This is a genomic window from Yersinia enterocolitica subsp. enterocolitica (assembly GCF_901472495.1).
In the GTDB taxonomy this organism is placed as follows: Bacteria; Pseudomonadota; Gammaproteobacteria; order Enterobacterales; family Enterobacteriaceae; genus Yersinia; species Yersinia enterocolitica.
Window position 1 is genome coordinate 4,154,569 of record NZ_LR590469.1, and the last position, 13,677, is coordinate 4,168,245.

Below are 13,677 nucleotides of genomic sequence, written 5' to 3' on the forward strand. Positions count from 1 at the left end.
TTTATAATCAATGGTCTGACCTCACCAGAGATGAGATTCGTCAGGAGTTATAAAACAGGGCAGTAGTGAAAACTACCGCCCTGTTTTTTTATGAGTCAATAAATTTAATTAACACTTATTTTTCTGTTTAACCCCATAACCCAGCGCCAACACCACTACCCATACCGGAATCAACAGTACTGAAATCTGGATACCCGGCGTCAGATACATAATCACCAAAATACCGGTTAGGAATAGTAAACACAGGTAGTTACTAAACGGATACCAGAATGCTTTGAATTGCGGGATAACGCCCTGACGGTTTTTCGCCGCACGGAATTTAAGGTGTGCCAGGCTAATCATCGCCCAATTGATCACCAGTGCTGATACCACCAGTGCCATCAGCAATTCAAACGCGCGCCCCGGAATCAAATAGTTAATCAGCACGCAGAAAGCGGTGGCGAAGGCGGAAACGGCAATGGCAATAACCGGTACGCCGCGACCATCGACTTTCAACAGCATTTTCGGGCCATTACCTTGCTTGGCTAAACCGAACAGCATACGGCTATTACAGTAAACACAGCTGTTGTAGACCGACAATGCCGCCGTCAATACCACGACGTTCAATACCGTGGCCACCACATTACTGTTCAATGCATGGAAGATCAGCACAAACGGGCTGCCGCCTTCGACGACTTTGCCCCACGGGTAAAGTGACAGCAAAATTGCCAGAGAACCGATATAGAACAACAGGATACGATAGATAACCTGATTGGTGGCTTTCGGGATGCTTTGGGCTGGGTTTTCGGCTTCCGCTGCGGTGATGCCGACTAACTCAAGCCCACCGAAGGAGAACATAATTACCGCCATTGCCATCACTAACCCCATGATGCCATTGGGGAAGAAGCCGCCTTGCGCCCATAAGTTGGTGACTGTTGCCTCCGGCCCACCCTGGCCGCTCAGCAATAACCAGCCGCCAAATAGGATCATGGCAATAATGGCGACCACTTTAATGATGGCAAACCAGAACTCCATCTCGCCATATACTTTCACGTTTGCCAGATTGATGGCATTAATCGCGAGGAAAAATACTGCGGCAGAAACCCATGTTGGGATCTCCGGCCACCAATATTGTACGTAGATACCGACAGCAGTGAGTTCTGCCATCGCCACTAACACGTACAGTACCCAGTAGTTCCAGCCGGAAGCAAAACCGGCAAAATTGCCCCAGTATTTATAAGCAAAGTGGCTAAACGAACCTGCCACCGGCTCCTCAACCACCATTTCCCCTAACTGGCGCATAATCAGAAACGCGATAAAACCGCCAATCGCGTACCCCAGTAACACTGAAGGCCCCGCCATTTGAATGGTCTGCGCGATACCGAGAAATAGCCCGGTACCAATAGCGCCACCTAAGGCAATAAGCTGAATGTGACGGTTTTTAAGCCCCCGCTTTAGCTCCGCACCTTCCTGTTGAATACTCATTATTGCATCCTCTGTCGTTGTCACTATTCACCGGCAAAATGGTTGCCGCGTGCTATGCGTAAGATTTTGATTACATTATTTGTATTATTTTGTTTACGGTGGCTTTTTATGGAATTTGTTCCATTGGCTACCGTTTAAAAGAGAATAGTGGTAGGCGAGAATTATTGCATCTGCTTTTTATTTTATCTGGCTAATTTTTAGTCAAAATACCAATAAAAATGTTGATGCGTGATCAAGCTGTTGTTTTCAGAAAAAGCAGTAACACGCGTTTATTGCGCAAAATGTCACCAGTTAGCCGTTTTTATAATGGTCAAACCAGTGTTCAGGAGAAAGAGAGGGAATAGACAGGATTTTCTTGTTCTTGTGTGAATTTAAATTCATTTAAATAGTATTTAAATTCACAAATAAAATAACTATAACGCTTCAGCTTGCCTAAATATCCGTTTCATAAAAGTTAAAACTCCCTTGTGTCAGGTAATGGTATTACCAACGAGACGTTATCACTTTGCATCACGCTGTCAGTAAAGTTGTTAAAATGTGCTGGGTTTCATGATTTTGGTCAAGGTCCGTATGGACAGGTAGTGAATACTTTGTTACTTTATCGTCACGTTTTTGAAATTGGTATTACCAATTGACTCCGCACTACTCGCAGAGACGATTCACTCAATACGGCTTACAGCGCGTTTACAACACGACTTATAATAAAAAATATGGCCTACAACAAAATACGTCAGCCCAAATTATCAGATGTCATTGAGCAGCAGCTTGAATACCTGATCTTGGAAGGGACGCTACGCCCGGGTGAAAAGTTGTTGCCTGAGCGCGAGTTGGCGAAGCAATTTGATGTTTCCCGACCTTCTCTGCGAGAAGCAATCCAGCGCCTGGAAGCCAAGGGGCTGTTATTGCGCCGTCAGGGTGGTGGCACTTTCGTGCAAACCAATCTGTGGCAAAGCTTTAGCGATCCGCTGGCTGAATTGCTGGCCGACCATCCAGAATCACAATTCGACTTGTTAGAAACCCGCCATGCTCTCGAAGGTGTCGCTGCCTATTATGCTGCACTGCGCGGTACTGATGAAGATCTACAACGTATTCGTGAATGCCATACTGTTATTCAGCAAGCACAGGATAGCGGCGATTTGGATGCCGAGGCTGATGCTGTTATGCAGTATCAAGTGGCGGTCACCGAGGCCGCACATAATGTAGTGTTACTGCATTTACTGCGTTGCATGGGGCCGATGCTGGAACAAAATGTTAAACAAAACTTTGAATTGCTTTACTCGCGCCGCGAAATGCTGGCAACGGTGAGCAGTCACCGCGCCGGGATTTTTGAGGCGATTGTGGCTCGTGAGCCAGAGAAAGCTCGCGAAGCCTCACACCGTCACTTGGCGTTTATCGAGGAAATTCTGTTGGACCTCAGTCGGGAGCACAGTCGCCGTGAGCGATCTTTGCGTCGGCTCCAGCAGCGCAAGGACTAAGAGCTTATCCTGCATTTGGGTCGGTTCTATATGCTTATTTTGAGCACGAAACGCGGCAACTAAACTGATGGGCCTATCTTCCGGTGTTTTCACCAGGGCACGTGCTTTAGCCTGGGGTTAAAGCACAGGAAGATAGGCTCCAAATAAACCATTAGAAACAGATAAGGAATACCACCATGTCAGAACGTTTAAATAATGACGTGGATCCGATCGAAACCCGCGACTGGCTACAGGCGATCGAATCGGTCATCCGTGAAGAGGGTGTTGAGCGTGCTCAGTATCTGATTGATCAGGTTTTGGGCGAAGCCCGTAAAGGTGGTGTGAGTGTTGCAGCTGGTTCAGCCAGCCGTGATTACATCAATACTATCCCGGTAGAAGAAGAACCGGCTTATCCTGGCAACCTGGAGCTGGAGCGTCGTATTCGTTCCGCGATCCGTTGGAATGCCGTGATGACCGTGTTGCGTGCATCGAAGAAAGATCTGGATTTGGGCGGCCACATGGCATCCTTCCAATCTTCTGCTACCTTCTACGAGGTTTGCTTCAACCACTTCTTCCGTGCTCGTAACCAAAAAGACGGCGGCGATCTGGTTTACTTCCAGGGTCACATCTCTCCGGGCGTTTACGCACGTGCCTTCCTTGAAGGCCGCTTGACACAAGAACAGATGGATAACTTCCGTCAGGAAGTTGACGGTAAAGGTTTGTCTTCTTACCCGCACCCGAAACTGATGCCTGAATTCTGGCAGTTCCCTACTGTCTCTATGGGCCTTGGCCCAATCAGTGCCATCTATCAGGCTAAGTTCCTGAAATATCTGTCTCACCGTGGTCTGAAAGACACTTCAGCACAGACCGTATACGCCTTCCTGGGCGACGGCGAGATGGATGAGCCAGAATCCAAAGGTGCGATCACCATCGCCACCCGTGAAAAACTGGATAACCTGGTTTTCGTTATCAACTGTAACTTGCAGCGCCTTGATGGCCCGGTTACCGGTAACGGCAAAATCATTAATGAGCTGGAAGGTATCTTCAGTGGTGCTGGCTGGCAGGTTCTGAAAGTGATTTGGGGTGGTCGTTGGGATGAGCTGCTGCGGAAAGATACCAGCGGTAAACTGATCCAACTGATGAACGAAACGCTGGATGGCGACTACCAAACCTTCAAATCCAAAGACGGCGCTTATGTGCGCGAACACTTCTTTGGCCGTTTCCCAGAAACTGCTGCATTAGTGAAAGACATGAGCGACGACGAGATCTGGTCTCTGAACCGTGGCGGTCATGATCCGAAGAAAGTCTTTGCTGCACTGAAAAAAGCACAAGAAACCACTGGCAAACCAACTGTTATCCTGGCCCACACCATTAAAGGTTACGGCATGGGCGAAACAGCTGAAGGTAAAAATATCGCCCACCAGGTGAAGAAAATGAACATGGAAGGGGTTCACCACTTCCGCGATCGTTTCAACGTACCTGTTGCTGATGCTGATATCGAAAAACTGCCATACATTACCTTCGAAAAAGATTCCGAAGAGTACAAGTATCTGCACGAACGTCGTCAGGCGCTGGAAGGCTATGTGCCAACTCGTATGCCTAAGTTCACTGAAAAGCTGGAAATGCCAGCATTGTCAGATTTCAGCTCCTTGCTGGAAGAGCAGAACAAAGAAATTTCTACCACTATCGCCTTCGTACGTGCGTTGAACGTGATGCTGAAGAACAAGTCTATCAAAGACCGCATTGTTCCAATCATCGCTGATGAAGCGCGTACCTTCGGTATGGAAGGTCTGTTCCGTCAGATTGGTATTTACAGCCCGAATGGTCAGCAGTACACCCCGCAAGACCGTGAACAGGTTGCTTATTACAAAGAAGACGAAAAAGGCCAGATCCTGCAAGAAGGGATCAACGAACTGGGTGCTGCTTCTTCCTGGCTGGCTGCTGCGACGTCATACAGCACCAACGACCTGCCAATGATCCCGTTCTATATCTACTACTCCATGTTCGGTTTCCAACGTATTGGCGATCTGTGCTGGGCAGCGGGTGATCAACAGGCACGCGGCTTCTTGATCGGTGGTACTTCAGGTCGTACCACGCTGAACGGTGAAGGTCTGCAACATGAAGATGGTCACAGCCACATTCAGTCACTGACTATCCCGAACTGTATCTCTTATGACCCTGCTTATGCGTATGAAGTTGCTGTCATCATGCATGATGGCCTGGTGCGTATGTACGGTGATGCGCAAGAAAACATCTATTACTACCTGACCACGCTGAACGAAAACTACCACATGCCAGCCATGCCACAGGGCGCAGAAGAAGGTATCCGTAAAGGTATCTACAAGCTGGAAACCCTGGAAGGTAAGAACGGTAAAGTACAGTTGCTGGGTTCTGGTTCGATCCTGCGTCATGTGCGTGAAGCCGCTCAGATTCTGGCTAACGACTACGGCGTAGGTTCTGACACCTACAGCGTAACCTCCTTCACCGAACTGGCGCGTGATGGTCAGGACTGTGAGCGTTGGAACATGCTGCACCCAACTGAAACTCCACGTGTGCCATACATCGCTCAGGTGATGAATGAAGCACCAGCGGTAGCGTCTACCGACTACATGAAACTGTTTGCCGAGCAGGTTCGTACTTTCGTACCAGCCAGCGATTATCGCGTACTGGGTACTGACGGCTTCGGTCGTTCAGACAGCCGCGAAAACCTGCGTCACCACTTCGAAGTTGATGCTTCTTACGTGGTGGTTGCTGCTCTGGGTGAACTGGCTAAACGCGGTGAAATTGAAGCTTCTGTGGTCGCTGATGCGATTAAGAAATTCAACATCAACCCAGAAAAAGTTAACCCGCGTCTGGCTTAAGAGGTACTGAATAATGTCTATCGAAATCAAAGTACCGGACATCGGTGCAGATGAAGTTGAAGTCACCGAAATTATGGTGAAAGTGGGTGATACCGTTGAAGCTGAGCAATCACTTATCACTGTTGAAGGTGATAAAGCTTCTATGGAAGTCCCTTCACCACAGGCCGGTGTGGTTAAAGAAATCAAAATTGCGGTTGGCGATACTGTTGCAACCGGCAAACTAATGATGATCTTCGAAGCAACAGGTGCCGCTGCGGCACCGGCTAAAGCGGAAGAGAAATCAGCGGCCCCTGCTCCGGCAGCGGCTCCTGCAGCATTGGCTGTTAAAAATGTTGAAGTACCCGATATCGGCGGTGATGAAGTTGAAGTCACTGAAGTGATGGTCAAAGTGGGCGACACTGTTGCGGCTGAACAATCTCTTATCACGGTAGAGGGCGATAAAGCTTCTATGGAAGTGCCTGCGCCATTCGCCGGTACGGTTAAAGAGATCAAAATCAACACTGGTGATAAAGTCAGCACTGGTTCTCTGATTATGGTATTTGAAGTGGCAGGTGCAGCGGCACCCGCTGCGGTAACTGAGTCAGCACCGGCAGCTCCTGCTGCACCGGCTGCCTCTGCTGCCAAAAATGTTGAAGTACCAGACATTGGTGGTGATGAAGTTGAAGTCACAGAAGTGATGGTGAAAGTGGGCGATAAAGTTGCCGCTGAACAATCACTGATTACCGTTGAAGGTGATAAAGCTTCGATGGAAGTTCCGGCACCCTTCGCGGGCATCGTGAAAGAGATCAAAATTAACACCGGCGACAAAGTGAAAACCGGTTCTTTGATCATGGTGTTTGAAGTGGAAGGCGCGGCACCTGCTGCTGCACCAGCCCAGCAAGCCGCACCTGCCGCTGCGCCGGCCAAAGCCGCTGCTGTATCGGCACCAACTGCCAGCAACAGCAAAGGCGAATTCGCTGAGAATGATGCTTACGTGCATGCAACGCCGGTTATCCGTCGTTTGGCCCGTGAATTTGGCGTAAATCTGGCGAAAGTGAAAGGTACTGGTCGTAAAGGCCGTATCCTGCGCGAAGACGTTCAGGCTTATGTGAAAGATGCGGTCAAACGTGCTGAAGCGGCTCCCGCAGCTGCCACCGGTGGTGGTCTGCCAGGCATGCTGCCTTGGCCGAAAGTTGATTTCAGCAAGTTTGGCGAAATCGAAGAAGTGGAATTGGGTCGTATCCAGAAAATCTCTGGTGCTAACTTGAGCCGTAACTGGGTCATGATTCCACATGTCACTCACTTCGACAAAACCGATATCACCGATCTGGAAGCGTTCCGTAAGCTGCAGAACGACGAAGCTGCTAAGCGTAAACTGGACGTGAAGTTCACCCCAGTGGTGTTCATCATGAAAGCTGTTGCTGCTGCCCTTGAGCAGATGCCACGTTTCAACAGCTCACTGTCCGAAGATGGCCAGAAGTTGACGCTGAAAAAGTACATCAATATCGGTGTTGCGGTAGATACGCCAAATGGTTTGGTCGTTCCGGTATTCAAGGATGTGAACAAGAAAAGCATCACTGAACTGTCCCGTGAACTGATGGCTATCTCGAAGAAAGCTCGTGATGGCAAGCTGACCGCTGGCGAAATGCAGGGCGGTTGCTTCACCATCTCCAGCTTGGGCGGTATCGGGACAACTCACTTCGCGCCGATTGTTAACGCGCCGGAAGTGGCTATCTTGGGTGTCTCCAAGTCTGCGATAGAGCCAGTCTGGAACGGTAAAGAGTTCCAGCCGCGTCTGATGATGCCGATGTCGCTCTCCTTCGACCACCGTGTGATAGACGGTGCTGATGGTGCGCGCTTTATCACTATCATCAACAATATGCTGGCCGACATTCGCCGTCTGGTGATGTAATCGACAAGGCCGGCTTAGTGCCGGCCTTATTACTATTACAGACAGACAAAAGACAGTTATGAACCGGCTTTGTCGGCTCGTTACATAAGTCGACAAGGTTGTTGAGACACTCGTCACGCGATGCGGCTTTTCAGTTTATTAACAATTCTGTAAACTGCCGCGTGTCAGTATCCCGGTGGATGAACGGCATTATGAAATTAATTAGCCTAACTAATTAGCCTAAGATACCCAATAGATTTCAAGTTGTAGGAAGGCGGCAAACGAGATAACTCCGATGAGCTTACACCAGTAAGTGATTCGGATTAGTGAGAGCAGCTAACGCGCCTACAGTTTGAAAGATGAAGGGTATTTCGCCGGACAAACAATTAAGAGGTCATGATGAGTACTGAAATTAAAACTCAGGTCGTGGTACTTGGGGCAGGCCCAGCAGGGTACTCTGCTGCTTTTCGTTGCGCGGATTTAGGTTTAGAAACCATTCTGGTTGAGCGTTACGCCACTCTGGGTGGTGTTTGCCTGAATGTCGGTTGTATCCCATCCAAAGCGTTGTTGCACGTCGCTAAAGTTATCGAAGAAGCTAAAGCATTAGCTGAACACGGTATCGTGTTTGGCGAGCCTAAAACTGATATTGATAAAGTACGTGTTTGGAAAGAGAAAGTTATCAATCAGTTAACCGGTGGCTTGGCAGGTATGGCTAAAGGCCGTAAAGTCAAAGTAGTTAACGGTTTAGGTAAGTTCACTGGCGCTAACACCCTAGTGGTTGAGGGTGAAAACGGCCCGACGACCATTACTTTCGATAACGCGATTATCGCCGCTGGCTCTCGTCCAATCCAACTGCCATTCATTCCTCATGAAGACCCACGTGTTTGGGACTCCACTGATGCGCTGGCACTGAAAACCGTTCCTGAGCGTTTGCTGGTCATGGGCGGCGGGATCATCGGTCTGGAAATGGGTACGGTTTACCATGCGTTGGGGTCGAAGATTGATGTAGTCGAAATGGCTGATCAAGTTATTCCGGCTGCTGACAAAGACGTAGTGAAGGTCTTTACCAAACGTATCAGTAAGCAATTCAACCTGATGCTGGAAACCAAAGTGACTGCGGTAGAAGCCAAAGAAGACGGTATCTATGTCACGATGGAAGGCAAAAAAGCGCCAGCAGAACCACAGCGTTATGATGCAGTGCTGGTGGCTATCGGCCGTGTCCCTAACGGTAAATTACTGGATGCAGGTCAGGCTGGCGTTGAAGTTGACGAACGTGGCTTTATCCACGTTGATAAACAACTGCGTACCAACGTACCGCACATCTTTGCTATCGGTGACATCGTGGGTCAGCCAATGCTGGCACATAAAGGTGTTCACGAAGGCCATGTTGCTGCTGAAGTTATCTCCGGCATGAAGCATTACTTCGATCCGAAAGTTATTCCATCCATTGCGTACACTGAACCAGAAGTCGCATGGGTTGGTTTGACCGAGAAAGAAGCCAAAGAAAAGGGCATCAGCTACGAAACCTCCACCTTCCCGTGGGCGGCATCAGGTCGTGCTATCGCGTCTGATTGTGCAGACGGTATGACCAAATTGATTTTCGACAAAGAAACACACCGTATCATCGGTGGTGCAATTGTCGGGACTAACGGTGGTGAACTGTTAGGTGAAATCGGTCTGGCAATCGAGATGGGTTGTGATGCTGAAGATATCGCATTAACTATCCATGCTCACCCAACGTTGCATGAATCTGTCGGCCTGGCAGCAGAAATCTACGAAGGTAGCATTACTGACTTGCCTAACCCGAAAGCGAAAAAGAAATAAGTTTTCGCTGACGCAGTAAGATAATAGACGGCTCCTGAATAGGGGCCGTTTGAGGTTAATGACAAAGTGCCCGTAACGGTGAAAACAGGCAGATCGTAAAGACGCCGTAAACCCCTCCCTGGCGCGGACGCTTTACTCTTCTACCTGCCTTCACCTTGCAAGATCGAGTCCTTGAGGTTTGTCAGCAGTCTGAGACGGCTCCTGAATAGGGGGCGTTTTTTTGTTTAAGGGATGGTATAAATCAGGCGCTTTTGATCGCTTAGTTTTTAACGATCAATAACTTTAGCGATCAATAATTTTAGCGATCAAAGATAACCCCAACTCGTAATTGGCTGGGCGAAATATCGAAAGTGCGGCGCAACGCCGTAGCGAAATTCGCCGGGCTGGTATAACCCGCAATAGTTGCCGCTTGATCGATAGTGATCCCTTCTTTCTGGATAGCCAGCATGGCGCGCTTTAAACGGCAATGGCGTAAATACTCAAATACCGTAATGTTGTAGCTTTCACGAAAACGCCGCTGCAAAGTGCTTTGACTCATATTGACCAAACGCGCCAATTCACTCATCGATAGATGGTCTGCCTCGCCACTTTCCAGCCAATCACGTACTTGCTGGATTCGATTCATGCCACGTAAAGAGACTTTATTTTGCTGTAACGCCTGCTGCTCCAGCGAACTGAATGCTTCGATAATTAAGCCAATACATTGTGTTTCACAATGCAAACGTTCCAGTGGAGTTGCAAAGGGCGGAGCACTCGCTATTTTCTGGGCGATGGCTTGGGCGTGAACTGATGGCCGCCATAAATGAATCGCCAGATGTTGCTGAGTAAAGTTGTATAACGTATCCCAAGAACCGGCTTGCGGTAATAGATCGCCATACAGCCATTCACGGTCAAAGGTGAGGGTCAGAGTGCGCTCATGGCTATTGTTCTTACCGTGGCGAGTAAATAGGGTGTTTTCAGTCAGGGAAACCAGTGAGGCATCGCCCTTTTCCTGCAAATGCAGTTCTTTACCGCCAAATGAGATATGTGCACTGCCACTGACCACAATTGCTAGCTTCAGCGCCGGATTGAGCTGATTCTGAGTTTTGATATCGTAGAGGTTAGTCACATTCGCGGTATGCAGGATCAGATGCGGATTCAGACGTAATACTTGAAAATCGCCATACAAAACCGGATCAGTGGACAATGACTTCGCGCCACTCAGTTGATAGTCGCTGGCCACCAGATTTGACTGTTGCACAATTTGGTCGCGATAAATCGGTTTGGATGACGGGGAAATATTGCGCAACTTGTTTTTCTTCACCGCCGACATGATGGCCTCTCTAAAGATATTCATGTTTTGACAACATTGACTTTATAACAAAGGGTTTTGCTGTTTGCACAAACCATTTTTCTGATGGCAAATGTAACAATTAGCCAGATGAATTGATAATGAAAATAATTATCAATCTTGTTCGTTTTTGTTGCCCTATGAATAGATTGGCAGAGACTTTCCTCTGCTGACATTTGCTGTGGGCGTTTGCATCGGGGAAAGTGTAATGAAAGTAAAATGGCAGCGGCGCTCTCTGACGACCTTAGCGAGCTTGATTGGTATCTGCATTTCGACTCCGCTTTGGGCGCAGACACAAGATACCACTCAGGCAGGGTCTGATACAGCCGCAACACAACAAAAAGAAACAACGGCGACTGACAACAAAGCAACCACTGGCGATACCTTGGTAGTCACGGCCCAGCAGCAAGTCCGTCAAGCACTTGGCGCCTCGACTATCACGGCGGAAGATATCCGCAAACGACCTCCAGCTAATGATTTGTCTGAAATTATCCGTACCATGCCTGGCGTTAACCTCTCCGGTAACTCAGCCAGCGGTCAGCGCGGGAATAACCGCCAGATCGATATTCGCGGCATGGGGCCTGAAAATACCCTAATTATGATTGATGGCATTCCCGTTTCGAGCCGCAATGCGGTGCGTTATGGCTGGCGTGGTGAGCGCGATACCCGTGGTGATACCAACTGGGTTCCGGCGAATATGGTTGAGAAAATCGAAGTATTACGTGGGCCAGCCGCCGCGCGCTATGGTAATGGTGCCGCCGGTGGGGTGGTGAATATCATCACCAAACAGCCGGACAAAGAACTGCATGGCAGTTGGAATGCTTACATGAATCTGCCGCAACATAGCGAAGAGGGCGCGACCCGTCGTACTGACTTCAGCCTGTTGGGGCCACTCAGTGATACCGTCAGTTTCCGTTTATACGGTGGATACAATAAAACTGATGCTGATGATTGGGATATTAACCAAGGCCATGAATCTGCCCGAACCGGTAATCAGGCTGGCACATTGCCTGCTGGGCGTGAAGGGGTTCGTAATAAAGATATCAACGGGTTACTGCGTTGGGAGTTTGCGCAGGGCCAATCCCTGGAGTTCGAGGCGGGCTATAGCCGTCAGGGGAATATTTATGCTGGTGATACACAAAATACCAACAGCAATGCCATTGTGCGCAGCCTATATGGCGCGGAAACCAACGTGATGTATCGCGATAATTTCTCGTTAACGCACCGTGGTTTTTGGGATAACGGTGTCAGTACCACCTCCTATGTACAGTATGAAAATACCCGCAACTCACGTATTAATGAGGGGCTGGCAGGGGGTACCGAGGGTATCTTCTCAAATAATTATTTCAGTACAATCAAGCTGGACAACTATCTGGCCCATTCCGAGGTTAACCTGCCATTTGAGTTAGGGGTTAATCAAGTGCTGACTGTCGGTGCGGAATGGAATGACCAGAAAATGAATGACCCGACTTCCAACACCCAGACGACGACTGAGGGTGGCAGTGTCAGTGGTTTAACGGGAACAGGCCGAAATACGCGCACCTCAGCACAGATAGCGTCGGTGTTTGTTGAAGATAATATCGAGCTGACAGACACCACAATGCTGACCCCAGCGCTGCGTTTTGACCATCACAGTACCGCAGGGAGCAATTGGAGTCCGGGGTTAAACCTGTCACAGGAACTGGGCGATTACTTCACCATGAAAATGGGGATTGCCCGCGCCTATAAAGCGCCAAACCTCTATCAAACCAACCCAAATTATCTGCTGTATAGCCGTGGTCAGGGTTGCTATGGCGGCGGCGGCAGTTGTTACTTGATGGGTAATGACGATTTGTCAGCAGAAACCAGCGTCAACAAAGAGATCGGTTTCGAATTCCATGATGATGGCATTATTGCGGGTATCACTTATTTCCGTAACGATTACCGTAATAAGATTGAGCCAGGTTTAGTCTCCCTGGGGACAGCTAATGGCGGTACCGGAACTTATGCTAATTCCGATATTTTCAAATGGGAAAATGTGCCGAAAGCCTTGGTTGAAGGGCTGGAAGGTAACCTGACGGTACCCTTCACTGACACGGTGCAATGGAGCAGTAACCTGACCTACATGCTGGAGTCGAAGAACAAATCTACCGGTGATTACTTATCTATCACACCGGAGTTTACCCTGAACAGCTCAGTGAATTGGCAGGCTACGGATGATTTGTCCTTACTGTCTACCGTGACATGGTATGGGCGTCAGAAACCGAAGAAATATGACTATCAGGGTCTGCCAGTCACCGGTACGGCGCGCAATGAAGTTAGTCCGTACGCCATCTTTGGTCTGAGCGCCAGCTACACAGTGACCAAAAATGTCAGTGTGACCACCGGTATTGAAAACTTGTTCGATAAACGCCAGTTCCGTGAGGGTAATGCCCAGAACGTCGCAAATATCGCCGGTGCCGGTGCAGCAACCTATAATGAGCCTGGCCGGACATATTTTATTAGCTTGAATACCCAGTTTTAACCGTTAGGAAAATCACCTAAAAATAGTGGTTTTTCATAGCAATAACGGAGTTGATAAGCGGGGAAATGTACCGAATGGGTCGTAGCGGCTTAGGCCGCCGGAGCGCCCATCGGTGCAGTCGCCCCGCCAGTCACCGGGCTATTAAATCCGCTTTACCCGAAAATGCAGGAACCGTCATTATCGGCTGTTTCTGCTTCATTTATCGCCACAATATTTTCTCCTCCTCATTCCGCGTTCTAAAAGCCCTATCAACAGCACGAGATTTTCACCGAGAGATGGTATCCATTCCTAATGTATGGTTATTATGCGGGGAGGTTTTGCGGATATTTGCCCTCTTGCAAGGGGCTAACTGAGAGCGGTTATCAATAGTT

General features: G+C 48.8%; 7 protein-coding genes. 5 read left to right on the plus strand and 2 right to left on the minus strand.

Translation table 11 applies throughout. From position 1 onward, the window contains the following. Positions 1-108 precede the first annotated feature (108 nt). Positions 109-1,464, minus strand: coding sequence for an amino acid permease (locus FGL26_RS19580; protein WP_005167107.1), 1,356 nt, complete (start codon positions 1,462-1,464; stop codon positions 109-111). 710 nt (positions 1,465-2,174) lie between these two features. Here FGL26_RS19580 and pdhR point away from each other — a divergent pair. The 4 genes from pdhR to lpdA all read left to right on the plus strand — a co-directional run bounded on the left by pdhR (position 2,175) and on the right by lpdA (position 9,473). After that, entirely contained in the window at positions 2,175-2,939 is a 765-nt protein-coding gene (gene pdhR / locus FGL26_RS19585; protein WP_004389026.1) for a pyruvate dehydrogenase complex transcriptional repressor PdhR, read from the plus strand. Between the two features lie 176 nt (positions 2,940-3,115). Next, positions 3,116-5,779, plus strand: coding sequence for a pyruvate dehydrogenase (acetyl-transferring), homodimeric type (gene aceE / locus FGL26_RS19590; protein WP_005156812.1), 2,664 nt, complete (start codon positions 3,116-3,118; stop codon positions 5,777-5,779). 13 nt (positions 5,780-5,792) lie between these two features. Next, positions 5,793-7,670, plus strand: a complete 1,878-nt coding sequence (gene aceF / locus FGL26_RS19595; protein ID WP_005167112.1) for a pyruvate dehydrogenase complex dihydrolipoyllysine-residue acetyltransferase — start codon at positions 5,793-5,795, stop codon at positions 7,668-7,670. 378 nt (positions 7,671-8,048) lie between these two features. Beyond that, complete coding sequence (lpdA, locus tag FGL26_RS19600) at positions 8,049-9,473, plus strand: dihydrolipoyl dehydrogenase (RefSeq protein ID WP_005156808.1); 1,425 nt, start codon at positions 8,049-8,051, stop codon at positions 9,471-9,473. Positions 9,474-9,771: 298 nt separating this feature from the next. Here lpdA and FGL26_RS19610 read toward each other — a convergent pair whose 3' ends face one another. Beyond that, positions 9,772-10,785, minus strand: coding sequence for a helix-turn-helix transcriptional regulator (locus FGL26_RS19610; protein WP_005167114.1), 1,014 nt, complete (start codon positions 10,783-10,785; stop codon positions 9,772-9,774). A 226-nt stretch (positions 10,786-11,011) separates the two neighbouring features. Between FGL26_RS19610 and FGL26_RS19615 the strand changes: the two genes are divergently transcribed. Next, complete coding sequence (locus FGL26_RS19615; protein WP_005167116.1) at positions 11,012-13,306, plus strand: TonB-dependent siderophore receptor; 2,295 nt, start codon at positions 11,012-11,014, stop codon at positions 13,304-13,306. Positions 13,307-13,677: the final 371 nt, after the last annotated feature.

What these genes read in the sequence shown, in the direction of transcription:
- FGL26_RS19610 (WP_005167114.1), bottom strand. Translation starts at nt 10,785, where the DNA reads ATGTCGGCGGTGAAGAAAAACAAGTTGCGCAATATTTCCCCGTCATCC.
- aceE (WP_005156812.1), top strand. Translation starts at nt 3,116, where the DNA reads ATGTCAGAACGTTTAAATAATGACGTGGATCCGATCGAAACCCGCGAC.
- lpdA (WP_005156808.1), top strand. Translation starts at nt 8,049, where the DNA reads ATGAGTACTGAAATTAAAACTCAGGTCGTGGTACTTGGGGCAGGCCCA.
- FGL26_RS19580 (WP_005167107.1), bottom strand. Translation starts at nt 1,464, where the DNA reads ATGAGTATTCAACAGGAAGGTGCGGAGCTAAAGCGGGGGCTTAAAAAC.
- aceF (WP_005167112.1), top strand. Translation starts at nt 5,793, where the DNA reads ATGTCTATCGAAATCAAAGTACCGGACATCGGTGCAGATGAAGTTGAA.
- pdhR (WP_004389026.1), top strand. Translation starts at nt 2,175, where the DNA reads ATGGCCTACAACAAAATACGTCAGCCCAAATTATCAGATGTCATTGAG.
- FGL26_RS19615 (WP_005167116.1), top strand. Translation starts at nt 11,012, where the DNA reads ATGAAAGTAAAATGGCAGCGGCGCTCTCTGACGACCTTAGCGAGCTTG.